The organism is Vibrio gallicus, from assembly GCF_024346875.1.
GTDB lineage: Bacteria > Pseudomonadota > Gammaproteobacteria > Enterobacterales > Vibrionaceae > Vibrio > Vibrio gallicus.
Window position 1 is genome coordinate 1,543,144 of the sequence record NZ_AP024871.1, and the last position, 26,208, is coordinate 1,569,351.

Annotated in this window: 25 protein-coding genes; 9 read left to right on the forward strand and 16 right to left on the reverse strand. The window is 44.3% G+C overall.

What is annotated here, in order from left to right:
* Positions 1-21: 21 nt before the first annotated feature.
* Complete coding sequence (cysB, locus tag OCU28_RS07095; protein WP_261815516.1) at positions 22-996, reverse strand: HTH-type transcriptional regulator CysB; 975 nt, start codon at positions 994-996, stop codon at positions 22-24.
* A gap of 189 nt (positions 997-1,185) precedes the next feature.
* Between cysB and miaE the strand changes: the two genes are divergently transcribed.
* Complete coding sequence (gene miaE / locus OCU28_RS07100) at positions 1,186-1,950, forward strand: tRNA isopentenyl-2-thiomethyl-A-37 hydroxylase MiaE (protein ID WP_261815517.1); 765 nt, start codon at positions 1,186-1,188, stop codon at positions 1,948-1,950.
* A gap of 33 nt (positions 1,951-1,983) precedes the next feature.
* Here the strand turns inward: miaE and OCU28_RS07105 are convergent, their stop codons facing one another.
* Positions 1,984-3,243 (reverse strand): RNA-guided endonuclease InsQ/TnpB family protein, encoded by a 1,260-nt coding sequence (locus OCU28_RS07105; protein ID WP_261815518.1) that lies wholly within the window; start codon positions 3,241-3,243, stop codon positions 1,984-1,986.
* A gap of 37 nt (positions 3,244-3,280) precedes the next feature.
* On the opposite strand from OCU28_RS07105, the gene tnpA reads away from it, so the two are divergent.
* Positions 3,281-3,676 (forward strand): IS200/IS605 family transposase, encoded by a 396-nt coding sequence (gene tnpA, locus OCU28_RS07110; protein ID WP_261815519.1) that lies wholly within the window; start codon positions 3,281-3,283, stop codon positions 3,674-3,676.
* Positions 3,677-3,812: 136 nt separating this feature from the next.
* Here the strand turns inward: tnpA and OCU28_RS07115 are convergent, their stop codons facing one another.
* The 9 genes from OCU28_RS07115 to sohB all read right to left on the reverse strand — a co-directional run bounded on the left by OCU28_RS07115 (position 3,813) and on the right by sohB (position 12,136).
* The gene (locus OCU28_RS07115) at positions 3,813-4,280 is read right to left on the reverse strand and encodes a YjiG family protein (protein WP_261815520.1); all 468 of its coding nucleotides are present in this window, start codon (positions 4,278-4,280) and stop codon (positions 3,813-3,815) included.
* The gene (locus tag OCU28_RS07120; protein ID WP_261815521.1) at positions 4,280-5,020 is read right to left on the reverse strand and encodes a nucleoside recognition domain-containing protein; all 741 of its coding nucleotides are present in this window, start codon (positions 5,018-5,020) and stop codon (positions 4,280-4,282) included. Before OCU28_RS07120 ends, OCU28_RS07115 begins: the two co-directional genes overlap by 1 nt.
* A gap of 381 nt (positions 5,021-5,401) precedes the next feature.
* Positions 5,402-6,091 carry an orotidine-5'-phosphate decarboxylase gene (gene pyrF, locus OCU28_RS07125; RefSeq protein ID WP_261815522.1) on the reverse strand — a complete coding sequence of 230 codons (690 nt, stop codon included), beginning with the start codon at positions 6,089-6,091 and terminating at the stop codon, positions 5,402-5,404.
* A 105-nt stretch (positions 6,092-6,196) separates the two neighbouring features.
* On the reverse strand, positions 6,197-7,366 hold the full coding sequence (lapB, locus tag OCU28_RS07130; RefSeq protein ID WP_261815523.1) for a lipopolysaccharide assembly protein LapB: 1,170 nt from the start codon (positions 7,364-7,366) through the stop codon (positions 6,197-6,199).
* An 8-nt stretch (positions 7,367-7,374) separates the two neighbouring features.
* On the reverse strand, positions 7,375-7,677 hold the full coding sequence (locus OCU28_RS07135) for a LapA family protein (RefSeq protein ID WP_261815524.1): 303 nt from the start codon (positions 7,675-7,677) through the stop codon (positions 7,375-7,377).
* Between the two features lie 182 nt (positions 7,678-7,859).
* The gene (ihfB, locus tag OCU28_RS07140; protein WP_261815525.1) at positions 7,860-8,144 is read right to left on the reverse strand and encodes an integration host factor subunit beta; all 285 of its coding nucleotides are present in this window, start codon (positions 8,142-8,144) and stop codon (positions 7,860-7,862) included.
* 73 nt (positions 8,145-8,217) lie between these two features.
* Positions 8,218-9,882: a 30S ribosomal protein S1 gene (gene rpsA, locus OCU28_RS07145; protein ID WP_261815526.1), complete on the reverse strand. Its 1,665-nt coding sequence runs from the start codon at positions 9,880-9,882 to the stop codon at positions 8,218-8,220.
* Between the two features lie 120 nt (positions 9,883-10,002).
* On the reverse strand, positions 10,003-10,680 hold the full coding sequence (gene cmk, locus OCU28_RS07150) for a (d)CMP kinase (protein ID WP_261815527.1): 678 nt from the start codon (positions 10,678-10,680) through the stop codon (positions 10,003-10,005).
* A 397-nt stretch (positions 10,681-11,077) separates the two neighbouring features.
* Positions 11,078-12,136, reverse strand: a complete 1,059-nt coding sequence (sohB, locus tag OCU28_RS07155) for a protease SohB (protein WP_261815528.1) — start codon at positions 12,134-12,136, stop codon at positions 11,078-11,080.
* An 88-nt stretch (positions 12,137-12,224) separates the two neighbouring features.
* Between sohB and OCU28_RS07160 the strand changes: the two genes are divergently transcribed.
* Positions 12,225-12,965 (forward strand): YciK family oxidoreductase, encoded by a 741-nt coding sequence (locus OCU28_RS07160; protein ID WP_261815529.1) that lies wholly within the window; start codon positions 12,225-12,227, stop codon positions 12,963-12,965.
* Positions 12,966-13,002: 37 nt separating this feature from the next.
* Here the strand turns inward: OCU28_RS07160 and OCU28_RS07165 are convergent, their stop codons facing one another.
* The 3 genes from OCU28_RS07165 to OCU28_RS07175 form a co-directional block, all read right to left on the reverse strand.
* A complete protein-coding gene (locus OCU28_RS07165) occupies positions 13,003-14,967 on the reverse strand; it encodes a DNA topoisomerase III (RefSeq protein WP_261815530.1) in 1,965 nt (654 codons plus the stop codon).
* A 47-nt stretch (positions 14,968-15,014) separates the two neighbouring features.
* Positions 15,015-15,563, reverse strand: a complete 549-nt coding sequence (locus tag OCU28_RS07170; RefSeq protein ID WP_261815531.1) for an NAD(P)H nitroreductase — start codon at positions 15,561-15,563, stop codon at positions 15,015-15,017.
* A 65-nt stretch (positions 15,564-15,628) separates the two neighbouring features.
* Positions 15,629-17,626 carry an NADPH-dependent 2,4-dienoyl-CoA reductase gene (locus OCU28_RS07175; protein WP_261815532.1) on the reverse strand — a complete coding sequence of 666 codons (1,998 nt, stop codon included), beginning with the start codon at positions 17,624-17,626 and terminating at the stop codon, positions 15,629-15,631.
* 323 nt (positions 17,627-17,949) lie between these two features.
* Between OCU28_RS07175 and sppA the strand changes: the two genes are divergently transcribed.
* Positions 17,950-19,806 (forward strand): signal peptide peptidase SppA, encoded by a 1,857-nt coding sequence (sppA, locus tag OCU28_RS07180; protein WP_261815533.1) that lies wholly within the window; start codon positions 17,950-17,952, stop codon positions 19,804-19,806.
* Positions 19,807-19,943: 137 nt separating this feature from the next.
* On the forward strand, positions 19,944-20,969 hold the full coding sequence (gene ansA, locus OCU28_RS07185; protein WP_261815534.1) for an asparaginase: 1,026 nt from the start codon (positions 19,944-19,946) through the stop codon (positions 20,967-20,969).
* 122 nt (positions 20,970-21,091) lie between these two features.
* Here the strand turns inward: ansA and OCU28_RS07190 are convergent, their stop codons facing one another.
* Positions 21,092-21,376, reverse strand: coding sequence for a YeaC family protein (locus OCU28_RS07190; protein ID WP_261815535.1), 285 nt, complete (start codon positions 21,374-21,376; stop codon positions 21,092-21,094).
* A gap of 45 nt (positions 21,377-21,421) precedes the next feature.
* On the reverse strand, positions 21,422-21,832 hold the full coding sequence (msrB, locus tag OCU28_RS07195) for a peptide-methionine (R)-S-oxide reductase MsrB (RefSeq protein WP_261815536.1): 411 nt from the start codon (positions 21,830-21,832) through the stop codon (positions 21,422-21,424).
* Between the two features lie 314 nt (positions 21,833-22,146).
* Between msrB and gap the strand changes: the two genes are divergently transcribed.
* The 4 genes from gap to OCU28_RS07215 all read left to right on the forward strand — a co-directional run bounded on the left by gap (position 22,147) and on the right by OCU28_RS07215 (position 26,063).
* Entirely contained in the window at positions 22,147-23,142 is a 996-nt protein-coding gene (gene gap, locus OCU28_RS07200; protein WP_261815537.1) for a type I glyceraldehyde-3-phosphate dehydrogenase, read from the forward strand.
* Between the two features lie 69 nt (positions 23,143-23,211).
* On the forward strand, positions 23,212-24,096 hold the full coding sequence (locus OCU28_RS07205; protein WP_261815538.1) for a D-hexose-6-phosphate mutarotase: 885 nt from the start codon (positions 23,212-23,214) through the stop codon (positions 24,094-24,096).
* An 89-nt stretch (positions 24,097-24,185) separates the two neighbouring features.
* A complete protein-coding gene (gene rlmA, locus OCU28_RS07210; RefSeq protein ID WP_261815539.1) occupies positions 24,186-25,007 on the forward strand; it encodes a 23S rRNA (guanine(745)-N(1))-methyltransferase in 822 nt (273 codons plus the stop codon).
* Positions 25,008-25,139: 132 nt separating this feature from the next.
* A complete protein-coding gene (locus OCU28_RS07215) occupies positions 25,140-26,063 on the forward strand; it encodes a ChaN family lipoprotein (RefSeq protein WP_261815540.1) in 924 nt (307 codons plus the stop codon).
* The last annotated feature ends 145 nt before the right edge of the window (positions 26,064-26,208 follow it).

Genomic DNA, 26,208 nt, shown 5'->3' on the forward strand with positions numbered 1-26,208 from the left:
ATTGTTAAGTACCGACAAACGTTATCTGATCGGTAACTCTATATCCTTAAACATCTCTTCAATTTCTTGATTGTTCTTTAACGCAATAGCTTGCTCTACCACCGGACGTGTTAGATGCGGGGCGAATCGCTCAACAAAATCAAACATATAACTGCGCAGGAAGGTTCCACGTCTAAAACCAATACTGGTCGTGCTGGCACCAAAAATATGGCTGGCATCAATAGCAACTAAATCTGAGTCCTGCTCTTTATCAATCGCCATACTCGCAATAACACCGACCCCGATGCCCATTCGAACATAGGTTTTAATTACGTCAGCATCAGTGGCGGTAAATACAATTTTCGGAGACAAGCCCGCTTTGTTAAATGCCGCGTCAAGCTCGGAACTCCCCGTAAAACCGAACACATACGTCACCAATTGATAGGCGGCAAGATCGGTAATGCTTACATGGGACTTTTGCGCTAATGGATGATCTTTAGGCACAACGATGGACCGATTCCAATGATAGCAAGGTAGCATGATGGCATCGTGATACAGGTGAAGTGCTTCGGTTGCTATAGCAAAGTTTGCCGTCCCTTTAGCGATGGCTTGCGACATCTGAGATGGTGCCCCTTGATGCATGTGCAATGAAACATTAGGGTAACGCTTAGTAAAGCCTTTAATGACATCAGGAAGTGCATAGCGTGCTTGGGTGTGAGTCGTCGTAATATTCAGCGTACCCATATCAGGATGGGTATGCTCAGCGGCTACTGCCTTCACTGATTCTACTCGTGCAAGGATCTCACGAGAAATTTTAATAATCTCATCACCTGCTGGGGTAACTTGCGTCAGGTGCTTTCCGCTTCGCTCAAACACTTGAATACCAAGTTCATCTTCGAGCAATCGAACTTGCTTGCTGATACCCGGTTGTGAGGTATACAAACTCTCTGCGGTCGCAGATACGTTAAGGTTATGATTCACCACCTCAACAATGTATTTTAGTTGTTGTAGCTTCATGCCGCTCTTTGTCATCCATTACGTTTTATATGATGAATAGTTATAACGCTATTTGAAAAAATTAGACAGAAGTTTTACTTATATAACCAAATATATTGATGATATTTAAACAACAACCACATATTCAATAGCTGACACCAAGCATAGTTTTGGTTAGGCTAGCTATTATTTACTATTGAATTCAGTTACATGTATCAATCACTCTTGACCCCAATCAAACAGTTTCTTAACTGTGAAACCCCGCAGGCCTGGCTTGATGAGGCCCAAAAACCACAACAACTGTCAACAGTGCTTATTGACCATTTGTTGTGTGAGCTGAAAGCTGCGCAATCTGCTATGTACCTTATTAGAAAATATGCCGCTGATGGTGAGAGTAAACAGCAGCTCTTAGCCTGGTTTCAGCCATATGAAGACTTTGCTTATCGTGGGATAGGTAATCTGGACTCACTCAAGGGCAAGAGTAATATCTCCAAGGCTATTATCGCCAAATCAAACTCCCCTTATTCGCAGAGCTTGATCGACAAAATGGTGCTACTTATCAAAGAGGAGCTGCACCACTTTTATCAGGTGCTGGAGATCATGACCCGCCGTAATATTGAATACCATCCAATCAGTGCTGGGCGCTACGCCAAAGGATTATTGACCCATGTACGTACCTATGAACCACAGACTCTGATTGATAAACTCATTATTGGCGCATTTATTGAGGCAAGATCGTGTGAACGCTTTGCAGCGCTCGCTCCTTTTATGGACGATGAGATTGCCAATTTTTACGTATCGCTGCTGCGTTCTGAATCAAGGCATTACCAAGACTACCTAGCCCTTGCACAGCAAATCTCAGAGATAGATATCCAGCCGCGCGTAGAATTTTTTGCCCAGCAAGAAGCAAAGCTTATCTTAAGCAAGGATAGCGAATTTAAGTTTCACAGTGGTGTGCCAGCACTAATAAACTAAGCTAAGTGAACTACTCAGCGACAGCATAGCTGATCACTGAGCTTCTAAGGCAGTTAAGCAAACTGCCTTTTCTGTTTCCTCAGCTCCCAAAGACAACTTTGCCAATGCAAAGACTTTCGTTTTAACGCCTGATTTCTGCTGAGTGCTGGTTGATCTAGTCAACCTGACGACAGTTCCATTCGCCATTAAATCAGATTCACCTATCCGTTGTACTGCTATTGCAGAGGAATAGTCTCGATCACTAAAAGTGCCGCAACTAATGCAGGTGAAATGTCTGTCTTTCAACCTCAATCTATGATGTTGACCGCAGTGTGAGCACACACCCGTTGTGCGTTCAAACCGACCAATCTCATGATGTATACCACCTCTCAGCTCAATTTTGTATTTCGCTAAGTCAGATATAAGCCCCATGATGTTGTCAGCAATCATCCTGCCGTTGAATTTTTGCATACCCGCCACATTTAGGTCTTCAAACACTACAATATCGCTTTCGTTGGCTATCCGATGAGCGGTTTTATGTGCGAAGTCCATTCGTTTTCTAGCGATTGAACCGTGAAGATTATTTAGACGGGATTTTGTTTTCTTCCAGCGAGCAGAACCTTTCTTTTTTCTAGAAAGCTGTCGCTGTAATCTAGTTAGTTTCTGCTTTGCTTGTTTTAAGTATTTCGGGTTATCAACCGTTAAACCATTAGATCCGACAACGGTTTGCTTTGAGTTGATGTCGTATCCCGCAATGCTTTTTAGTACCTTCTTCGCTTCGTCACACACCACTTCTTGTGTGAGGCTAACCTCCCACTTCCCGTGTCGGTATTGGACTGTCGCTGTTTTAATTGAGCTAACTAACTTACGGTGCAAGACAATAGGAACAGCCCCAACTTTTGGCAAAGTAATAGTGCCGTTCTCAACTCTAATGCAGTTGTTATTATTTACTGAGCGGTAGCTGTCATTGTGTTGCTTCTTAACTCGATAGCTAACCTTAAACTTTGGGAAGTGTTGGTGGGACTTCTTTGATGTTCCATTTTTTAACGCTGCGTCTAGGTCTCTGGCGACTTGCTGTGCCGCCCCTGAGTCAAGTGCTTTAACCCATGAAAACTCAGGCAACTTCTTAATTTCCTTAATCTTCGAAGCCATTTCATTGTAGAAAGAAAATGTCTTATCGACTTCGTATTGACGCTGATTCTCAGACAACAGGAAGTTCCATAAACCACGGGCATATGAGCCAAACTCGACGAGTTTTAACTCTTGCTGTGGGCTAGGTTTTAACCTGAAATTGTATCTAAGCGTCTTTTTCATATACTGTATATTAATACAGCATATGGAGGTGTCAAGTATGGAGTATCAACGAAATTCGCACTGTAAGTTTCTAATAGCTATTCATCTCATTTTGGTGGTTAAATATAGGAAGAAACTACTCAAAGGAGGGTTAGGCTTGGTGATGAAGAACTCTCTAATGTCACTCTCTCAAAATTCTGAGTTCGAAATTGAGCAAATGGAAGTAGATCAAGATCATTTACATATCTTAATGACTATCTCTCCACGATACTCCATAAGTCAGCACGTTAGAAGAATTAAGCAACACACAACTAGAGTTGTGTGGCAACTGCATCCTAAGTTAAAGCGGCAATTCTGGAAGGAGAAAACATTCTGGTCTGATGGTTACTTCGCTTGCTCAGTTGGAAACGCCAGTGCTGAAACTGTTAGGAAATACATTCAAGATCAGGGCTAGGCGATTCATCCCAGCGACAGCAGAGCTGATCACTGAGTTTTCTCGCCCAAAGCGCTATAAAAAAGAGCTGAGTCTATTACAACTCAGCTCTCTAAATAGCGCATCTTAGAACCGGATAAGTTCTATAGCGTGACGGTTATACGAAAAAGTTCATCACGAACATAGCGCCGAAAGCGTTCAGAACTGATATGGCAATCATAGGCGGAATATAACGACCTTCAGTACCGATTGGACCTAAGATACGCCCCATGTATTGAACTTGCGAACCCATTAGGTAAATGGCAGGTGCTAAGATAGCAATGTGTGAGCCGTCTAGAATACCTTGGTCAAATAGCGTAATTACAACCCCAACCGCTCCCCCCATAGACATCCACGCGCCAATCAATACCGCTGCCGCCTCTCCTGGTAGATTAAACAGCGCCATAACTGGCGAGAATACTGTTCCCATAAGAGCAAGGGCGCCGGTAATTTGTAGCGCCTTAATGATGACAAATGCCATCAAAACGTTGGGTACCGTTGATGTGGTGGCAATAACCCAGCCTTTTTTAGCACCCTCAACAAAGATATCAGTCACCATTGGGTTTCTAGCTTTTACTTCGCTCATTATGCTGCTCCTTGTTGAAGTTCAGGTTGTGCTTTCTTGTCATCGTCAGATGATGGCTTGCCTTCGGTAATATTTAGATAGATACGGAATAAGTTAGCGCCTACAAACTTGAAAGCAAACATAACTACAACGGCCAAACCAATTGAAGACGATACAGCTAAAGAGCCGTCTGCCAATGTAAGGGTAAACAGCACTGCGCCAGAAGAGAAAAAGTTAACAATGGTTGCGCCTGCGGTAAACTGAAACATGGTAAATACGTCAACTTCACGTTTGGTCAATCGCTTTTCATCTTTTAACTGACGCGTCATTGCCGCACCTGCATCGGTGCTTTGTAGTGATGCAATCAAGGCTAAGCCAGAACTGCCAGGTACACCCATCAAAGGACGCAATAATGGGGTTAATAACTTACGCGCTGCATCAAGTGCACCATAGTGCTCCAATACATTAATAACACCCAGCGCAAACATAACCGTTGGAATTAAGGTTAGGGCAAAGATAAAGCCATCACGAGCGCCACTGCCACCACTACCACGTAATGATGTAGTTGCAACTTGAACGCCATCCGCTGTTTCAGTGACATTATGTGCCACTTTACCAAATGAGCCATTTAGAGTGGTGAAATCGAGTACACCATACCATTCAGTGGACTTCATTAACCCTGAGAAGAACACGATGGCAAATGCAAGTGCTACGTAGCACCCCCAGGTTACCTTTCGTGATTTTAAAGCCGAGTCGGACATAAATACCTCTTATTTTTCTTATATAGAATGTGCGATTAGAGTCTGACCGATCCTTTTATATTCTTTTATGATCTCCCTCAAAGACCAATAAATACGGGGTTTTTGATATTAATTTATATCAAAATATGTGAAATGAATCATTTTCTTACATTTGTTTTTAGGTAAACGGGCGGAATATTCAACTGATTTTATGCATTACGCCAAGCTTATATATGAGCCTAATTGCATGCGGAGGGATTTTGTACTGCTGACCGAGTTCGATAAGCGCCACGCCGTCAGCCGCCTATTAAGCGTAAAAGTCGCCAATGCAACTCAGTTTGAGGCATTAAAAAAGGCTCACAACTTAATAAGTTGTGAGCCTTTGTAAAACCCGACTACCTATTATAGGGTGGCGTTGATTTCAGCCAGTACTTGAGCCGGATCGTTAGCTTGTGTAATTGGACGTCCGATTACCAGATAATCAGAGCCTGCTGCCATTGCATCGACTGGGGTCATAATACGCTTCTGATCCCCTACCGCAGCCCCAGCTGGGCGAATACCTGGAGTAATAAGCTTAAACTCTTTACCCAGCTCTGTTTTTAGAAAACTGGCTTCTTGAGCCGAACATACTACGCCGTCCAAACCGCTATTTTTAGTCAAGCTTGCCAAGCGAAACACCTGTTGCTTAGGTTCAACATCAAGGCCAATACCAGACAGATCTGATTGCTCCATACTGGTCAAAACCGTAACACCAATTAAAAGTGGGCGGTCTTTACCGTAAGGTTCAAGGATTTCACGAGATGCAGTCATCATGCGCTCCCCGCCACTGGCATGAACATTTACCATCCACACACCAAGGTCAGCAGCGGCCTTAACCGCCTTTGAGCAGGTATTGGGAATATCATGAAACTTGAGGTCAAGGAACACTGAAAAGCCACGACTATGAAGCTCACGAACGAATTCTGGGCCAAACAGAGTAAACATCTCTTTGCCTACTTTTAAGCGACAAGAAGCAGGATCGATTCGGTCAACAAAACGCAACGCGTCGTCTTTCTTATCGTAATCTAAGGCAACGATAACTTTTTGGTCCATTTGGGGTCTCCATCGTTTGGGCATCATAGAAAAAACGCGCTTATTCTAACTGTGAAAGCGCGTAATTGTTAGGAAAAACAGATATATAAAGCCGTTTTTTAAAAACTACTCACCATCAAGCCCACGAATAGGCTTTATCTTGCCCCAACTACGACAAGATGGGCAATGCCAATGCAGTGCATGAGTAGAGTAACCACATTGACGACAGCGATGTTGAGGCTTTATCTTGAGTTGCTCGCCAACCATCGCTTGCAGGGTTGTTAAGCTCTCTTTTGCGCTGCCCTCTTCTGCCTCTGCAATATGGTAGTCAATTAATCGATAAAAGCCCTTCATTGTTGGGTTCTTCGCTAATTGATGGCTCAAAAGCCGCTGTCCAGCTTCTGTACCTTCATGTTGCGCTACAACCTGAGCTAACATCAGATCCACCGAAACACCCGCTTTCTTTTCAGTACAGCTGCGTAGGAATTCAACTAAGCGCTCCTCTTGTCCGGTGTGATAATGACAATCGGCAAGATTTGGCAGTATTTCACTAATAAAATCAACATCTTGCTCTAATACAGCCTCTAGGTATTGAGATGCTTTAGCGTATTCTTCAGATTCTAGATAGGTTCGACCGAGGGCAATATTTGCCCGCACGCATTTTGGGTCTTCCGACAAGGCTTTCTTATGGTACTGAATGGATTTTGAAGGCTTACCAAAGGCTTTCTCGTGTAAAGCAAGCTCGCAATAAAAATGCGCAATACTGGTCTTCATGCGATGTTTGCCCATCTTCACCAACAGTGTCGCGTAGTGAATCGCCTTGGGCCACTCTTTGGTTTGCTGGTAGATAGCAACTAGCTGCTGTAAGGCTAACTCTTTGTGCTCCGGCTCATCCGACAGTTGTTCGAATATTTTTTCAGCGCGATCGAGAAAACCGGACGCGGTGTAATCTCGAGCTAATTGAGCAAGGGCTATATTCTTTTGATCTATGGTGAGCTCGGTACGAGCAATGAGACTTTGGTGAATACGGATCGCCCTGTCTACCTCCCCTCTTGAACGAAAAAGGTTACCGAGGGCTAGGTGCGTATCAATGGTTTCATCGTCAATTTGTAATAACTCGATAAAGTGATCAACGGCTTTATCTGATTGCTCAGAAAGCAGCATGTTAAGACCACGAACATATTGACGGGAGATCTGATTAGACTGTCTCTGACTTTCTTGACGCGCACTGCGTTGCCCCATGTACCAACCATAGGCAGCTGCAATCGGAAGAAGTAAAAACAGTAACTGAAGCATAATTTATGTTATTTCAACGATTCTTTTGCTTCAGTAAGTTGAGAACTTGGCTTAGTCCCGACCACTGGAGTGAGTTTTTTAAGTTGTCGTTTCAGTTTGCGCACTTGTAACTGCGAACGAAACTGCATCGAGCCGAAAATAATACCGGAAATGACAAAACCCACCACGAACACGCCACCAATTAGCGATGATAGGTGGAAATTACCTTCTGCTATGAGGTAATTAAAGGTTACAACTTCTTGGTTTTGAGCGCCAAGCGCCAAAGCAATCAGAAATAGAGCCAATGCTAATGCAATTTTTAGGATTCTCACTCAAATATCCTTTTACAACAAGAAACATCTCTCGATTATGCAGGAAATCCCCCCATGACACCATGAAAATATTATCCTCCATTTGCAAGAATGTTACGCCTATCCAAACCCACTAAGTTACGGTTTTATATATACAAAAAAGCGACACTATTACAGTATCGCTTTGTTATTAAAACAGGGAATTACAGACCGAGGTTTACTCTTTCACGAAGTTCTTTACCCGGTTTAAAGTGAGGAACGTATTTGCCCTCTAATTCAACCTGGTCGCCCGTCTTAGGGTTTCGGCCCACTCTCGGTTCACGATAGTGCAAAGAGAAGCTGCCAAAGCCTCGTATTTCGATGCGTTCACCACTTTCAAGGGTCTCTGCCATGTGTTCTATAATATCTTTTACTGCGTCTTCAATCTCTTTAGCAGATAGATGTGTTTGTTCTGCACACAGTCTCTCTATTAATTCAGATTTAGTCATAGTGTCCCTCTTTTAATAATAAAAAAAGGGAGCCTAACGGCTCCCTCTTAGCGATTACTTAATGAATAAGTAATTATTCGCCTTTCGCAGCCTTGAATGCATCAGCCATTGCAGAACCGAACGAAGACTCATCTTGCTTGTTCAGTGAAGCCATAGCTTCTTGCTCTTCCGCTTGATCTTTAGCTTTGATAGATAGGTTGATTACGCGGTTCTTACGGTCTACACCGGTGAACTTAGCTTCAACGCTATCGCCAACGCTTAGGATTAGAGACGCATCTTCAATACGGTCACGAGATACTTCAGAAGCACGGATGTAACCTTCAACGCCGTCTACAAGTTCAATTGTAGCACCTTTTGCGTCTACTGCAGAAACAGTACCGTTAACTAGAGTACCTTTCTTGTTATCAGCTAAGTAGTTGTTGAACGGGTCGTTTTCCATTTGCTTAACGCCAAGAGAAATACGCTCACGCTCTGCATCTACTGCTAGAACTACTGCAGAGATTTCGTCGCCTTTCTTGAATTCGCGAACTGCTTCTTCACCAGTAACATTCCAAGAAATGTCAGATAGGTGAACTAGACCGTCGATGCCGCCTTCAAGACCGATGAAGATACCGAAGTCAGTGATAGACTTGATCTTACCAGTTACTTTATCGCCTTTAGCTTGCGCTTCAGCGAATGACTGCCAAGGGTTAGCTTTACACTGTTTCAGACCTAGAGAGATACGACGACGTTCTTCGTCAATCTCAAGAACCATAACCTCAACTTCGTCGCCTACATTAACAACTTTAGAAGGGTGGATGTTCTTGTTAGTCCAATCCATTTCAGAAACGTGTACTAGACCTTCAACGCCTTCTTCGATTTCTACGAAGCAGCCGTAATCAGTTAGGTTAGTAACGCGACCAGTCAGTTTGTGACCTTCTGGGTAACGCTTAGCGATAGCTACCCATGGATCTTCGCCAAGTTGCTTAAGACCTAGAGATACGCGAGTACGCTCACGATCGAACTTAAGAACTTTAACTTGGATCTCGTCACCAACGTTTACGATCTCAGATGGGTGCTTAACACGCTTCCAAGCCATATCAGTGATGTGAAGTAGGCCGTCTACGCCACCAAGGTCAACGAATGCACCGTAGTCAGTAAGGTTCTTAACGATACCTTTAACTTCGCTACCTTCTTGCAGAGTTTCAAGAAGCTCATCACGCTCAACACTGTTTTCAGATTCGATAACAGCACGACGAGAAACAACAACGTTGTTACGCTTCTGGTCTAGCTTGATAACTTTGAACTCTAGCTCTTTGTTTTCAAGGTGAGCAGTGTCACGGATAGGACGTACGTCTACAAGAGAACCAGGTAGGAACGCACGGATACCGTTTAGTTCTACAGTGAAGCCGCCTTTAACTTTACCGTTGATGATACCAACAACAGTTTCAGCTTCTTCGTAAGCTTTCTCAAGTACAATCCAAGCTTCGTGACGCTTAGCTTTCTCACGAGAAAGTTGAGTTTCACCGAAACCATCTTCAACAGCGTCTAGCGCTACGTCTACTTCAGCGCCTACTTCAAGTTCGCCAGCAGCGTTCTTGAATTGCTCTGCAGGGATCGCAGATTCAGACTTAAGGCCAGCATCAACAAGAACGAAACCGTTCTCGATAGCTACTACAGTACCTTTAACGATACTACCTTGTTGGAATTCAGTTTCGTTTAGAAACTCTTCAAAGAGTTGAGCAAAAGATTCAGTCATTATTAGATCTTCAATAATTTAACGTCCACGGGTATCCTACCGCATGGGGGTTGATAAAATCGCCAGTCATCATCCTTGCGACCAACGTTCCATATGCCTCAAGTCACCTTAAAATAGGACTCAAGACAATTTAGATTCAATATATTTTAGTGCCTGTTCTACCACTTCCTCAATTGAAAGTTGCGTAGAATCTAGCACTAGAGCGTCATCCGCGGGACGTAAAGGAGCAACAGCACGGTTGCGATCTCTATCGTCTCTTTCTTGGATCTCGCTCAAAAGGTGGTCAATACTAACCTCTAAACCCTTGTCTTGCAACTGCTTAAAGCGTCTTTTCGCTCGCTCCTGCGCACTTGCATCTAGAAATATTTTTGCGGCTGCAGTTGGGAAAACAACCGTTCCCATATCACGGCCATCGGCAACCAGGCCCGGTGCCATGTTAAATGCACGCTGACGACGTAACAACGCCTCACGAACACGTGGTAAAGCGGCAACTTTAGATGCGGCCATACCCGTTTCTTCTTTACGAAGCTCAGCCGAGACATCTTCACCTTCTAGGACAACCTGGACCAAGTCGCCTTTAGCGATGAACTGTACATCAAGGTGTGTTGCTAACGGAACCAACGCATCTTCTGACTCAATGTCAACGCCATGATGAATCGCAGCTAACGCTAACACGCGGTAAATCGCGCCAGAGTCGAGTAATTGATAACCAAGCTTTTCAGCCAACATCATACATAAAGTGCCTTTACCTGCCCCACTTGGGCCATCTACGGTAACGACAGGAGATTCTGAGGACATACTTACTCCAGATTTTATTTATATACCCACTTTTGTAGGTCTGTGCCCAGACTGCTGGGCCTATCCTTTCGACAATCGAAGGATATCGGTGTCACGTCACTGTGAGCGCGCCTATTATAGAGATAAACAGTAGGTTTCGCGAGAAAAAGGACGCATAAAATTCATCCTGGCAGCGGGTTATTTTGCTCAGTTAGGCTTCTCTAAATATGCCTTTAACACCTGTTGATGAGATATCACTCAATTTATCGACTGGAATCATCACCATAAACCTAAATGCAGCGTAATTTGAGTGAGTAAATAACAAAATACGGGCAGATGATCACTCAATAATCACTGCCCGTTACACATATATATGCTATAGACCCGCTTCAACTCAAATACGGGTTACGCCTTGGCCCTAAACAATAGGTCGTTGTCCACGTTGCACCCATTTTAGCAACACGCTATCAGCAGCTTCTGCAGCTGATTTACCAAAGCGCTCTGCCAGTTTTTTCTTCTGTACATAATGCACCGCTAACACGGTTTTATCTTTGCATGCCTCGATAACCAAATCATCGGAGGTTTTCACTTCATCGATAAGCCCAAGCTCGATAGCTTGTGAGCCATACCAATGCTCACCTGTGGCGACTTTTTCAAGCTCAAGTTCAGGGCGGCGTTGAGCAATAAAGTCTTTGAATAGCACATGAGTCTCTTCAAGTTCTTGTTTGAACTTCTCGCGGGCTTTATCGGTATTTTCGCCAAACATAGTTAAGGTACGCTTATACTCACCCGCGGTAAGTTGTTCAAATTCAATATTATTCTTTTTAAGAACCTTATTAAAATTTGGGATTTGCGCAATAACACCAATTGAGCCGACAATGGCAAATGGTGCGCTAACAATTTTGTCTGCTACACAAGCCATCATATATCCGCCACTGGCCGCGACCTTGTCGACTGCAATAGTAAGTGGAATATTGGCCGATTTAAGGCGGTCTAACTGAGAAGCTGCCAAGCCGTAGCCATGCACCATGCCACCACCAGATTCAAGACGAACTAACACCTCATCGCCTTGTTTTGTGCACGCAAGTATCGCAGTGATTTCTTCACGTAGATTTGTGACTTCTTTGGCATCAATACTACCCACAAAATCAACAACAAATAGATGCGGCTTACGCTGACTATCTAGCGTGCCCTCTTTTGCAGCTTGCTTGATCTGTTTATCACGCTGCTTTGTCTCTTGTTTTTGCTTTTTCTTTTCTGCTTTATCACGCGCTTTAATAAAAGCCTCGTCATGCAGATGATGTTCCATTAATTCAATATTTTGTTGGTGTTGCTCTGAAAGGTTGGTGACCTCAAGCGTACCTTTTGCTGAAGATTTCGCCGATGCTGATTTAGTGATCACTAATACAACAATAATTGCCGCGACAAAAGTAACAATTTTGGCCAAAAATAGCCCGTAATCTAACAAAAATTCCAATGTCTTCTCCCTGAAATAGTTTATTGAGGTATTGTACTCTGCATAAAGAAACTGATAAATCAAAAACCGCACAACAAGGAATTAAACAGTGGATTATTCGATTGCTAAACACGCACTGACCAACAAAACCATTCTCGTTACCGGCGCCGGTGATGGCATTGGTAAGCAAGCCGCACTGTCATTTGCTGAGCATGGTGCTCAGGTTCTTTTGTTGGGCCGTACCGTGACAAAGCTTGAACAAACTTATGACGAAATCATTCAAGCCGGCGGCGTACAACCGGCCATTATTCCTCTTGATATGATGGGCGCCACTAAACAACATTATGTGGATATGGCGGAAACCATTGAAGGGCAATATGGCAAGCTCGATGGTGTGCTCCACAACGCAGGATTGCTTGGTATATTGAGCCAGTTTGACCAAATAGAAGAAGACACCTTTGATGAAGTGATGCAAGTCAATGTTAAAGCGCAGTTTTTAATGACTCAGGCGCTTCTTCCTATAATAAAAAAAGCCGATAAAGGGCGCATTATTTTTACCTCTTCCACCGTGGGTCACCATGGACGTGCACTTTGGGGTAGCTATGCAATTTCCAAGTTTGCTACCGAAGGCATGATGCAGTTACTTGCCGATGAGCTTAGCAACAGCACAGTGAGGGTTAACGCTATTAACCCCGGTGCGACTCGCACTACTATGCGAGCAAGTGCCTACCCTGCAGAAGATGCTGAGCAATTAAAAACCCCGCTAGATATCATGCCTCTATATCTATATTTGATAAGCGAGCAATCACAAGATCTCAACGGCTTATGCATCGATGCTCAACCGAAATAACAGCGTAAGTTGCTAAGATCCGCTGAACAAACCGATGCTAACGCTTTGGCGCAGCCTTTGTTCCTCGAGAGCCCCTAGTTTGGGGCTTTGATTTAGCCCCTTTTTTGAATTTTCGAAACGGTTTTTTGTCTACCTTAGGTAGCGATTTCAATGATTCTGGGACTGGACCATTTTTCACCTCTGAGATCAAGCCGTTCAATTGGGATTGTAGCTGCTGCATGAACGGTGAATACGCTTGACGCTTTTCACTCATATCCAACAATTGCCTCTCCCAATGAGCAGTCATATCTGGGTAGGTCGCAATGTCGGGTAAGGCATCAACCAATCCTTTACCTGCGCTAGTACTTAACACCGCTTTACCACTTTTACTTAGTAAGCCGCGTTTAAATAACGTATCCAAGATGCCAGCTCGAGTTGCTTCGGTTCCTAAACCATCGGTCTCTTTTAGAATTTTCTTAAGGCTGTCATCGCGAACAAAGCGCGCAATACCCGTCATCGCCTGCAACAAGGTCGCTTCAGTAAAATGCTTAGGAGGCTCGGTTTTTTTATCCGTAATCACGCCCTCACGGCATACTAAACTCTGCCCTTTATTTAGAGCAGGCACAAAGGGAATATCCCCTTGTTTTTTATTTGATGATTTAACCAAAACTCGCCAACCAGCAGCTACGAGTTCACGCCCTGAAGCAACAAACTTGCCCCCAGCCATCTCAAACTCGAGTTTAGATTCTGCATATACCGCCGCTGGAAAAAACTGCATCAAATACTGAGTCGCAATTAATTGGTAGACCTTGGCTTCATTGGCTGATAATGAAGCTGAGCTTTTTGCCGTTGGGATGATTGCATGGTGAGCTTCTACCTTGTTGTCATTCCACGCTTTACCTTTTATTCCAAGATCTGCCTGATTAACGGCTTGAGCTAACTCCGGAATTACATGTTGAATAGCCTGAGTTACCGAGGTGGCTTCTTTAAAATGATCTTTGGGTAAGTAGCGACAATCAGAACGTGGATAGGTAATCAGTTTATGCTTTTCATATAAAGATTGGCAGGTATCTAATACCATCTGTGCACTCATATTAAAACGCTTTGATGCGTCAATCTGAAGCGCACTCAGGGAGTATGGCAAGGGTGCATTTTGCTTGGTTTGTTTTTGCTGAGAATCTTTAACTTCAGCAGGTTGAGCTTTAATTCGATTGGCCACATTTTCAGCCAAAGCTCGGCTCAGTACGCGTCCATCTTCATCTTGCCATTTTTGACACGCCTCACTTGGCACCCAGCGAGCAATAATATCCTGCGCCAAATCCTGCTGTTGATATGGGATTAATGCCTCTAAAACATAAAAGTCTCGCGGTACAAAGGCTTCAATTTCTCTATCACGGCGAACCACCAACCCAAGGATTGGGGTCTGCACTCGGCCAACTGACAACACGCCGTTATAACCAGCCTGCTTACCAAGTAATGTATAAGCTCGAGACATGTTCATTCCATACAACCAATCCGCTCTTGAACGCGCAAGGGCCGAAACTGATAACGGAATAAATCCAGAATTGGATTGCATCTGAGTTAATGATTTTTTTACTGCTGATAGGTTAAGGTCACTAACTAAAAGGCGTTGCATCGCCTGCTTTGTTTGCTTTGAAACCTTACAATAATCAATCACCTCATCGACTAGGAGCTGCCCCTCCCTATCAGGGTCACCGGCATGGATAAGCTGTTGGTGTTGTTTGGTAAGTTTTTTTACCACCGTAAGCTGCTTTGAAGCGGATTTTCTAGGCTTGAGTTTCCACGTATCCGGAACGATAGGCAGATGGTCCATAGACCAGCTCTTATAGCGTTCATCATATTCTTCAGGCATTACCTGCTCTAGCAGGTGCCCGATACACCAAGTCACAACGTCACCGTTACCACATTCTATAAACCCTTGTTGGTTTTTATGTGGCTTGGGAAGACCTGCCGCAATCGCACGGCCTAAACTTGGTTTTTCAGCGATGAAGAGTCTGGACATAGTAATAAAAAATGGACACTGTCAATTTATACAGTATCCATGATCCACTACAAATATTCAACGAACTTTGAAATATCCCGCTCCGGAACCTTAGCTGGGGTACATTGTGCAGTCCCTAAATACAAGAAACCGACGATTTTATCATTACCTTGCAACCCAAATGCTTGCTCGACATTGTGATCAAACATCCAGTTACCGGAGCGCCAAAATCCCTGATAGCCCTGTGCAACAGCCGCCATCTGCATCGCCTGTACCGCGCAACCAGCAGATAGGTGCTGCTCAAACTCAGGCACTTTAGGATGCACCTTAGTTTTTGCAATGACAGTGATCACCATAGGTGCTCTAAATGGCGCCGTAGATAGTTTATCAACCACTGCCTTTTCGGCATCCGCTTGTTGCGCAGCATTTACCAAGATATCGGCAAGTTTAACTAAACCTCGACCTTCGCTAATTACAAATCGCCAAGGGGTAAGTCCACCATGATCTGGGGCGCGCAATCCCGCTTTTATTATATTTTCCAGAGCTAAACCACTCGGCGCCGGTCCTGAGAGCTTAGCGATTGAGCGACGGTTTAGTAATAGGTCTAGGGCATCCATTTACAATCCTTAGAATCTCATACAACTTTTAAACAAATTCTATATGCAAATGATTCTCAAATCTCTTAAATCTGAGTTGCGATCTCAAAACCTTGCTGTATCGCACGTACTGCATCGAGTTCTCCAGCGTGATCTGCTCCACCGATCACATGCACCTTATGTTCTTGCCATGATGACTCAAACGGGCGTTGTGAGACCTGACCTGCGCAAATAACAACGCTGTCCACATCAAGGATCTGTGGCGTACCATTAACCGTAATGTGCAATCCTTGACCGTCAATTTTGTCATAACTGACACCTGAACAAAGGTGAACGCCTCTTTTATTTAGGGTTGCTTTGTGAATCCAGCCTGTGGTTTTTCCAGGGCCTTTACCCACCACGCCAGGTTTACGTTTTAATAACCATACCTCGGTTAGCGATCTTATCTCAGGGAAAGGGTATAAACCGCCGGCATGTTGGTACTCTTTATCTATGCCCCATTCATGTAACCACGCCTCTAACGAGTGCTCGCTCGGCTCGGTAAGCATTGATGCGAGATCTACCCCGACGCCACCAGCACCTATAATGGCAACTTTTTCGCCTAGATAGGTTTTATCGCGAATTACGGTTTGATAGTCATAGACTTTCGGGCCCTGACCATCATTGTCAATGTTGACCTCACGCGGCAGTACGCCACTTGCCATCACCACCTCATCATACTCATCTAGGATCTGCTCATTGGCTTCCATATTCAGCAGTACATTTACACCATGTTCTGAGAGTTGATTAGCAAAGTAGCGGATAGTTTCTCTAAATTCTTCTTTACCCGGGATTTGTAACGCAAGGCGGAACTGTCCACCAATTCGGTCACTTTTCTCAATAAGGTCGACCTTGTGTCCACGTTTAGCACAATACAATGCGGCGCTTAATCCTGCAGGCCCTGCCCCCACTACCGCCACACGCTTACTCTGCTCTGCTGGCGTAATAACACGCTCGGTTTCATAGCAAGCCTGAGGATTTACCATACAACTGGCTCTAAGACCTCGAAACGCATTATCTAAACAGGCCTGATTACATCCAACACAGGTATTGATCAGGTGCGCTTGGTCATTTTGCGACTTAATTATAAAATCAGGATCAGCTAAAAACGGGCGAGCCATCGATACCATATCAGCCTTGCCTGACGAGATAATCTCGTTTGCCTGCTGCGGGTTATTGATCCGATTGGTGGTCACCACGGGGATATTCACGTGAGGCTTCACCTTTTCAGTAACCCAGGTAAACGCGCCTCTAGGAACGGAAGTCGCTATAGTTGGAATGCGCGCTTCGTGCCAACCAATGCCAGTATTTATAATTGTCACACCGGCTTGCTCAAGGTCTTTGGCAAGATCAATGACCTCATCTAAGGTACTGCCTTCTTCCACCAGATCCAGCATTGATAGGCGGAAGATAATAATAAAATCGCTACCCACTCTTTCTCGCACGGCATTCACAACTGCCACAGCAAAGCGCTTACGGTTTTGATAATCTCCACCCCATTCATCATCACGTTGATTGGTGCGCTGGCATATAAACTGATTGATCAAATACCCCTCTGACCCCATCAATTCCACACCATCGTATCCTGCCTGCTTAGCTAACTCAGCACTGTTAGCGAAGTCTTTGATGGTACTTAATACCTGTTTAGAGCTCATTTCACTAGGAGCAAAGCGCGCAATTGGCGCCTTAGCTGGCGTCGAACTTTGGGCTAACGGGTGATATCCATAGCGCCCCGCATGTAATAATTGCAGACATATTTTGGAGTCATATTTATGTACTGCATGGGTAATTATCTTGTGCGATTGGGCATGTTTAGTGCGACTGAATTGGGCTGCAGTTGGATATAAACGTCCTCTTAGATTGGGAGAGAATCCACCGGTAACAATCAATCCTACCCCTCCTTTAGCTCGCGCCTCATAGAAAGCAGCAAGTTTAGCTAGGCCGGTGGGGCTGTCTTCAAGACCGGTATGCATAGAGCCCATCAATACGCGATTGCGTAATTGTGTAAATCCTAGATCTAAAGGCTGTAGTAAATGAGAGTACATAGAATTTCCCTTCCTATATCCAATTCTGGTCAGACCACAATAAATGCACGCGCACAATATGGCAACTCGATTTTTACATCAATGCAACAAGGGTCATTACTTCCTATCGATAAAATATTGTGCAGATAAGTTGTAGGAGCTTAGGTATAGACCTATGATTTTATTGAACTCTTTTGTAATGCGCCGCTGTGCAATACAATGGGCGGCTTGGGGTTCCTCGTACCGCAACACATAGGCGTTATACCCATAGCCTAGTCTGGGCCAGTTTGGCTGAGTCGAAATTTGGGTTTATTGAGCTCTAAAAGGAACATGACGGGTAAATTATGAAGACAGTATTTCGCTTTATTGGCAAAATATTCAAGGGCATTTGGAAGACAATCACATTCATCCGTCTCGCTCTCACCAATTTGCTGTTTTTCGCAGCCATTGCCATTTTATATTTCAGCTTCTCCACTGGAGACACGCCAGAACCAACACCTGAAACAAAGGTGCCAGAAGCACTAGTACTTAACCTATCGGGGCCAATCGTTGAACAACGTAGCTTTGAAAACCCAATGGATTCACTAACAGAATCGCTATTGGGCCAAGAAAAACGTCGTGAAAACGTGTTATTCGATATCGTTGATGCGCTAAGACACGCCACTACCGATGACAATGTATCTGGTTTAGTACTTAGCCTTAAGAATATGCCGGAAACTAATCTGACTAAACTCAGATACATCGCAAAGGCTATCAATGAGTTTAAGGCATCGGGTAAACCCGTTATTGCGGTAGGCGATTCCTATAATCAAAGTCAATATTATCTAGCAAGTTATGCGGACAAGGTATACCTGTCACCAGATGGCGGTGTCATGCTGCGTGGCTACAGCTCATACTCGCTATATTACAAAGAGTTGTTAGATAATTTAGATATCAACACCCATGTCTTTAAAGTAGGTACTTACAAATCAGCGGTTGAGCCTTTTACCCGTAATGACATGTCGGCACCCGCTAAAGAAGCTGCCACTGTATGGCTCAAGCAGCTTTGGGGCGCGTATGTGAGCGACGTTGCGCAAAACAGAGAGATTGACAGCAAGGTATTAAACCCTACTGCTGACTCTTTTATTCAAGACTTCAAAAAGGCCGATGGCAGCCTTTCTAAACTGGCACTTCAGTTAGGGCTAGTCGATACTTTAGCCAGCCGATATCAAGTCAATCAAGCCTTAATTGAGAAGTTTGGTGGCAGTGATAAAAAAGGCTACAACGCGGTTAGCTACTACGAGTATCGTGATGAAGTCATTACGCCCCCTTCAACTGCGCAAGATCAAATTGCGGTAGTGGTTGCAAGTGGCGCTATCATGGATGGTAAACAGCAGGGTAAAAACGTCGGTGGAGATACTACCGCAGCGCTGATTCGTAAAGCGCGTTTAAACGATAAGGTGAAAGCCTTGGTACTTCGTGTTGACAGCCCTGGGGGAAGTGCATTTGCGTCTGAGGTCATTCGTGAAGAGCTGCTGGCATTCAAGAAAACTGACCGCCCTGTAGTAGTCTCAATGTCTAGCCTTGCGGCATCGGGTGGCTACTGGATCTCTGCATCAGCGGATCAGATATATGCCCAACCGACGACTCTAACTGGCTCGATAGGAATATTCAGCGTAGTAACTACCTTTGAAAAAGGCCTTAACAAATACGGTGTGCATGCTGATGGAATTGGTACCTCTCCGTTTTCTGGTGTCGGTGGCATGAGCGGTCTAAACGATGTTACCAAGCAAGCGATGCAACTGGGTATTGAAAACGGTTATCATCGCTTTACAGGCTTAGTAGCAAGCAGCCGTGGACTTGAACCGCAACAGGTAGAAAAAGTTGCTGAAGGACGAGTCTGGACTGGTAAAGACGCTTTAGAAAGGGGTTTAGTTGATAAAATCGGTGACTTTGATGACGCCATCAATGGCGCAGCATCATTAGCTAAGATTGATGACTACCAACTCAACTGGCTACAAAAACCGCTGACTCCTGCGCAACGCTTACTGCGTGATTTTAGCAAGCGTTTAGTGGTTAGCGCTGGATTAGATATGCAAAGCCTTGTGCCTCAATCTTTAATGCCAATTGCCACTCAAATGCATGAAGACATGAGCTTGGTCAGTCAGTTTAATGATCCGAATGGGTACTACACTCTCTGCCTACCTTGTCAGGTGGAATGATCACCTTCAACTATTAATAACTATGCCCAGCCATTGGCTGGGCTTTTTTGTACTAACTCATAGAACAATCAATCATCATTTATCCGAGGTTAAGTTAGGTATATACTGCGGCACAAATTCTTTTCCGTAATATATCTATGCCCGCACAACAGCCACGTAAACACATCTACATCGCCTATACCGGCGGTACTATTGGCATGCAGAAGTCAGACCATGGCTATGTACCTGTTGCTGGGTTCATGGAATCACAGTTAGCTGCCATGCCTGAGTTTAATCGCCCAGAAATGCCACAGTACACTATCCATGAATATGCACCGCTGATCGATTCTTCAGATATGTCTCCTGCGGACTGGCAACAAATTGCCGATGATATCAAAGCCAATTATGACCTATACGATGGCTTTGTTATTTTGCACGGCACCGATACCATGGCTTATACCGCTTCAGCGTTATCATTCATGTTTGAAAACCTGAGTAAGCCTGTAATTGTGACCGGCTCACAGATCCCATTGGCAGAATTGCGCTCAGATGGCCAAGCCAACCTGCTTAATGCGCTGCACATTGCGGCAAACTACCCTATCAATGAAGTGACCCTGTTTTTCAACAATCAACTGATGCGCGGCAACCGCAGTACTAAATCACACGCCGATGGGTTTTCCGCCTTTACCTCCCCAAACCTTCCTCCATTGTTAGAAGCTGGCATCAACATCCAAGTTAGCTCAATTGCAGAGGTGAATAAAAAACCTGCTGGGGAGTTTAAGGTTCACCCTATTACGCCACAACCTATTGGTGTAATTACCATGTACCCGGGGATCTCACACGAGGTGATTCGCAATACATTGCGTCAACCCGTCAATGCGATGATCTTATTGACCTTTGGCGTTGGAAATGCCCCGCAAAATCCAGAGTTACTGGCTCACCTAAAAGAAGCTTCAGAACGCGGTGTTATCGTTGTTAACTTGACGCAATGCCTTGCGGGTAAGGTTAACATGGGGGGGTATGCTACCGGATGTGCGCTAGCTGATTCCGGAGTAATAAGTGGCTATGACATGACTCACGAGGCGGCACTGGCCAAGCTTCATCATCTATTGAGTAAACAGCTTAGTTATGAAGAAATAAAAGCTGAAATGCAACAGGTTCTACGCGGTGAAATGAGCTTGTAGTTGACAGTTGAAGTTGATGGTTCAGTAACACAGATATTGGTTGTCCCGGAATGTGCAAAGTCGCTATCCGGGATAATTTGTGTAGCTTACGCGCATCACCCTGTAACGAGAGTTTAGGGTATTTACACCTTCATTTTGGTTATCGGCGTTTCTATAAACTGGCGCTTTAACTCTGACTTGGATTTAAAAGCAATTTCACCTTGCGTATCAATGGTCATATGTTGTGCATCATGGTTATGTTTTTGTTGATATAACATTACTGCTTGCTGACAGTATGCTCGCTGCTGCTCAGGCACCACCTCTCCCTCAGGCCAACGTCCAGTTTCCACAACATAGAGCAATCGCTCATAAGCTACTGGAGTAATCGCTTTTACCATATCATCTATATTTGCTAACTTTTGATTCATTTCACATCTCTCTATGAGGGTTTGTAATTAAATAACGTAAGACTTTTACCCTTGCTTACAAATTTTCTCATTGTTGAATTTTAATGAAATGGAGTTAACACAATAGCGCTCCCCCGTAGACTGTGGACCGTCTGAGAAAACATGCCCAAGGTGACTCTCACAGTTGGCACACCTTATCTCAATTCGTTGCATTCCATGTGAATGGTCTTCGACGTATTTAATCGCATCTTTATTGATCGGCGCATCAAAGCTAGGCCAGCCACAGCCTGAATCATATTTACTATCAGAGTTAAACAATAATGCATTGCAACAAGTGCATCGATAGTCGCCGGTTTCCCTGTTATGCAAGAGCTGGCCACTAAAAGGGGCTTCCGTACCCTGCTCACGACATACACGATACTGCTCCGCAGATAACTGTTCTTTCCATTGCGAATCGCTTTTTATTTTATTGTTCATAACCGTTTTATTTAGATGACCTATGATTGCTGATTTTGTGCTTGCCTAGTGTCTGGTTGTAGCACATACTTTGTCGCACTTATATGAAGCTGCTACAAGTTTGCGAAGCAAGTTATAGAAATTTGTTGCGCAATATGTATGTGGTGAATATTTCACCTTGAAAGCGCATATAATTCATCCGATTGGTATTCATTAACGATTTTTTTTTGACATTGAACAAAATAATCACGATTATCTATTGCGGTTGGAAACTGGGTTTTGTAACTTTACTACCAGTTTATAATTAATCTAAAATAAGTTGTGGAGCAACTATAATGACTATCAAAGTAGGTATTAACGGTTTTGGCCGTATCGGCCGTTTCGTATTCCGTGCAGCTCAAGAACGTAACGACATCGAAGTAGTAGGTATTAACGACCTAATCGACGTAGATTACATGGCTTACATGCTAAAATACGATTCAACTCACGGTCGTTTCAACGGCACTGTTGAAGTTAAAGACGGTAACCTAATCGTAAATGGTAACACTGTACGCGTTACTGCTGAGCGTAACCCTGAAGATCTTAAATGGGATGCTATCGGTGTTGACGTAGTAGCTGAAGCAACTGGTCTTTTCCTAACTGACGAGACTGCACGTAAGCACATCACTGCTGGTGCTAAGAAAGTTGTTCTTACTGGTCCTTCTAAAGACGCAACTCCAATGTTCGTTAACGGCGTAAACTTCGACACTTACGCTGGTCAAGATATCGTTTCTAACGCTTCTTGTACTACTAACTGCCTTGCGCCAATCGCTAAAGTTCTTAACGACAAGTTCGGTATCGAAACTGGTCTTATGACTACAGTTCACGCTACTACAGCAACTCAAAAAACTGTTGATGGTCCTTCTGCTAAAGACTGGCGCGGTGGCCGTGGTGCTTCTCAAAACATCATCCCATCTTCAACTGGTGCTGCTAAAGCTGTAGGCGTTGTACTTCCAGAAGTAAACGGCAAACTAACTGGTATGGCTTTCCGCGTACCAACTGCTAACGTTTCTGTTGTTGACCTAACTGTTAACCTAGTTAACGGTGCTTCTTACGAAGCTATCTGTGCTGCAATGAAAGAAGCTTCTGAAGGCGAAATGGCTGGCGTTCTTGGTTACACTGAAGACGCAGTTGTTTCTCAAGACTTCATCGGCGAAACTTGCACTTCAGTATTCGATGCTAAAGCTGGTATCGCACTGAACGACAAATTCGTTAAAGTTGTATCTTGGTACGACAACGAAATCGGTTACTCAAACAAAGTTCTAGACCTAATCTCACACATCTCTAAGTAAGTATTAGTTTAAAGAATACAAAAGGCAGCCTTCGAGCTGCCTTTTTTAGCTTTATATAAAGGTGAAATAATGGATTTGTATCAATTACCTGCTGTTACCGCCCTATCTGACTGCGTTACTACGACTCAAAAAGACAACCTAAAGATTGTTCGAGTAATGCACCCTAAAGCCAAATGCGCTGTATCACTATTTGGTGGTCACGTGCTCTCTTTCATCCCACAAGGAAAGCCAGAAGCTATCTGGATGAGTGATGAGGCCAAATTCGATGGTAAAACAGCTCTTCGAGGTGGTATACCTGTTTGCTGGCCTTGGTTTGCTCGAATGGCAAACCCAGCCCACGGCTTTTGCCGCACTAGCGAATGGGAGCTGGTTGAACACAGAGAAAACGAAACTGGCGTGATGCTTCGTCTAGCTCTCACCACTACCGAACAAACGTTCAAGATATGGCCACACCACTTCGAATTGTTTTTAGATATTGAGGTTGGTGACGAATTAAAAGTCTCACTCAAGATGCACAACCTTGATGAGCAAGCGTGGAAGTTCTCTGGTGCACTTCATACCTATCTTAATGTTTCCGATATCCATAATACTGAAACTATCGGTATGGGTGATGAGTATATCGATAGCTTAAATAGTGGTGCATTAACCCAAGGCGGTGACGTACTGACTCTAAGCGATACTATTGATCGAGTTTATACCAAACCATCAGATTGCATCACACTCTTAGATAAGGGCTTTGAGCGCCAGCTAAACGTGAAAAATCACGGCGCTAACTCAGCAGTGTTGTGGAATCCATGGGCACAAGGTGCGCAAGCTATGGGTGACATGCCTGATGACGGCTACAAGGGTATGCTATGCATCGAAGCGTGCCAATGGGCGCCCGACCTTGAATCTGGTACTGAGATAGTACCCGGTGGTACCTATACACTATCAACGACTATCTCCGCTGGTTAATAGCCCTAGAACCGATAATAGATTGCCAAGCGTTTAACTATGCTTGGCAAATCCGTATACTAGGCGCATTGTAACTATAAGAGTTTGCTATGCACTACATCTGCCCTATCTGCGCTGCCCCTTTGACTCTAACTGAGCGTACTTATAGCTGTGACAATCGACATAGTTTCGATCTCGCCAAAGAAGGCTATGTAAACCTCCTCCCTGCTAATCATAAACACTCAAAGAATCCCGGTGATAGCAAGGAAATGATGCAAGCTCGCCGTGAATTCTTAGGCACTGACCATTATCAAAATTTAGCATTAGAGTTGGCCAAAGTGGCTTGTGAATTAACCGCTGATGATGAGCCTACCGTACTACTTGATCTGGGTTGTGGCGAAGGCTACTACACCGATCAGATCCGTGCAAAAATGGCTACACACACCACTGTATATGGTTTAGATATCTCTAAGGTGGCAGTGCGATATGCGGCTAAACGATACCCTCAAGCGCAATTTAGCGTCGCTTCTAGCTATCGCCTCCCTTTTGCTGATAACAGCCTGGATATCATTGTTAAGGTTTATGCACCATGCAGTGAACAAGAGATACTGCGTTGCCTAAAACCAGGTGGCAAATTAGTCTCTGTAACCCCAAGCGAAAGGCATTTATATCAACTCAGAGAACGCATCTACGATGAGGTTCGCCCCCATAAAGATGAAACTGAAAAATTCCATACCTTATCCTTGTCACAACAAAGTACATTGCATTACACCATGGATCTAAGCGGTGCTGAGGCGCTATCACTGCTTCAGATGACCCCTTTTGCATGGAAAGCAAACGACGAACTGCGCCAGCAGCTTGCTGATATGCCCGAGTTTAAATGTGAAGCCGATTTCATCATTTCGTGTTATCACAACGCCTTAAGTGAGTGAACTACCCAGCTATAGCAATACTCACATTGGGTTTATCAAACATGACGATAAACCAAACTTCACATCACATCGTACTATGCTTATAACCATCTGACAGCTCGTAGCCATTACTTTGGGTTTGGGGAAAGTACGATGAAAAAACGAATACTCACGATATTAAGTTGGAGCTGCTGCTCAATATCAGTGGCAAAGCCTGTAACTTACTTTGAGTATCAGCTATTTTCACCGGCAGGGACGCCCGTAGAGCTAAGCACAGTGGTAGATGCAAGCGCGCAATCCAACACCATCCTAGTCGGTGAATGGCACTCACACTCTGCGGTGCATCGTTTTCAGTCAGATATCTATCAAGCATTGCTCGCCCACTACCCTAATACCGATTTATCAATGGAGCAGTTCAGCCGGCCTGCTCAAAACACCCTAAATCAATACCTAAATGGGGAAATTGGTGAGCGAGCATTGATCGCTCATGCCAAAGCGTGGCCAAACTACACCAGTGATTATCGTGCTTTAGTTGAGCAAGCAAAGTCAGCTAAGCGTGCAATTATTGCCGCTAATGCTCCAAGGGAAATTGTGCGTTGTATTGGACAAAAAGGGGTGAGTTACCTAGAAACATTACCACCGATAGACAGGTCTCACGTTGCTCAACAATTAGATACCTCAGACAGGGCCTATAAGAGACAGTTTTTCACTGCAATGCAGGGGATGCCGCAATCACGTCTAGAAAACTTTTACGCCGCTCAAGTTGCGTGGGATGAAACCATGGCGGAAAGTATTGCAAGACACTTAAAAGCGAACTCAAACTCACGGGTGATGCATATTGCGGGCAAGTTTCATATTGATAATGGCGATGGCATCGCCTATGCACTTAAAGCGCGAGCACCGCGCAGCCGCATTATTATAATTACCCCAGTGACTAAAGTGAGCGACCGCAGTAACGCACCCTTTCCTGAGTACCAATTGCTCGTATTACCGCTGCCAGTGCAAACTATGAGTGGTGTATCAGATAACGCCACATACAGCCATACTGGCACGCACGCCCAACAACAGTGTGATTAATTATCTGGTTGTAGTCTATCCGGTAGGTTTAGGATATAACCCTATAAAGCACGCTCACCCACAACCTTTTATATCAATAACTTAAAAAGTAATAAGCCATTGATGCTGGTAGAGTCACCACGGCACAACAAAAAGATAGTTTTAG

Coding starts and splice junctions, on each gene's coding strand:
- cysB (WP_261815516.1), bottom strand. CDS start 996: ATGAAGCTACAACAACTAAAATACATTGTTGAGGTGGTGAATCATAAC.
- miaE (WP_261815517.1), top strand. CDS start 1,186: ATGTATCAATCACTCTTGACCCCAATCAAACAGTTTCTTAACTGTGAA.
- OCU28_RS07105 (WP_261815518.1), bottom strand. CDS start 3,243: ATGAAAAAGACGCTTAGATACAATTTCAGGTTAAAACCTAGCCCACAG.
- tnpA (WP_261815519.1), top strand. CDS start 3,281: ATGGAGTATCAACGAAATTCGCACTGTAAGTTTCTAATAGCTATTCAT.
- OCU28_RS07115 (WP_261815520.1), bottom strand. CDS start 4,280: ATGAGCGAAGTAAAAGCTAGAAACCCAATGGTGACTGATATCTTTGTT.
- OCU28_RS07120 (WP_261815521.1), bottom strand. CDS start 5,020: ATGTCCGACTCGGCTTTAAAATCACGAAAGGTAACCTGGGGGTGCTAC.
- pyrF (WP_261815522.1), bottom strand. CDS start 6,091: ATGGACCAAAAAGTTATCGTTGCCTTAGATTACGATAAGAAAGACGAC.
- lapB (WP_261815523.1), bottom strand. CDS start 7,366: ATGCTTCAGTTACTGTTTTTACTTCTTCCGATTGCAGCTGCCTATGGT.
- ihfB (WP_261815525.1), bottom strand. CDS start 8,144: ATGACTAAATCTGAATTAATAGAGAGACTGTGTGCAGAACAAACACAT.
- rpsA (WP_261815526.1), bottom strand. CDS start 9,882: ATGACTGAATCTTTTGCTCAACTCTTTGAAGAGTTTCTAAACGAAACT.
- cmk (WP_261815527.1), bottom strand. CDS start 10,680: ATGTCCTCAGAATCTCCTGTCGTTACCGTAGATGGCCCAAGTGGGGCA.
- OCU28_RS07165 (WP_261815530.1), bottom strand. CDS start 14,967: ATGTCCAGACTCTTCATCGCTGAAAAACCAAGTTTAGGCCGTGCGATT.
- OCU28_RS07170 (WP_261815531.1), bottom strand. CDS start 15,563: ATGGATGCCCTAGACCTATTACTAAACCGTCGCTCAATCGCTAAGCTC.
- OCU28_RS07175 (WP_261815532.1), bottom strand. CDS start 17,626: ATGTACTCTCATTTACTACAGCCTTTAGATCTAGGATTTACACAATTA.
- sppA (WP_261815533.1), top strand. CDS start 17,950: ATGAAGACAGTATTTCGCTTTATTGGCAAAATATTCAAGGGCATTTGG.
- ansA (WP_261815534.1), top strand. CDS start 19,944: ATGCCCGCACAACAGCCACGTAAACACATCTACATCGCCTATACCGGC.
- OCU28_RS07190 (WP_261815535.1), bottom strand. CDS start 21,376: ATGAATCAAAAGTTAGCAAATATAGATGATATGGTAAAAGCGATTACT.
- msrB (WP_261815536.1), bottom strand. CDS start 21,832: ATGAACAATAAAATAAAAAGCGATTCGCAATGGAAAGAACAGTTATCT.
- gap (WP_261815537.1), top strand. CDS start 22,147: ATGACTATCAAAGTAGGTATTAACGGTTTTGGCCGTATCGGCCGTTTC.
- OCU28_RS07205 (WP_261815538.1), top strand. CDS start 23,212: ATGGATTTGTATCAATTACCTGCTGTTACCGCCCTATCTGACTGCGTT.
- rlmA (WP_261815539.1), top strand. CDS start 24,186: ATGCACTACATCTGCCCTATCTGCGCTGCCCCTTTGACTCTAACTGAG.
- OCU28_RS07215 (WP_261815540.1), top strand. CDS start 25,140: ATGAAAAAACGAATACTCACGATATTAAGTTGGAGCTGCTGCTCAATA.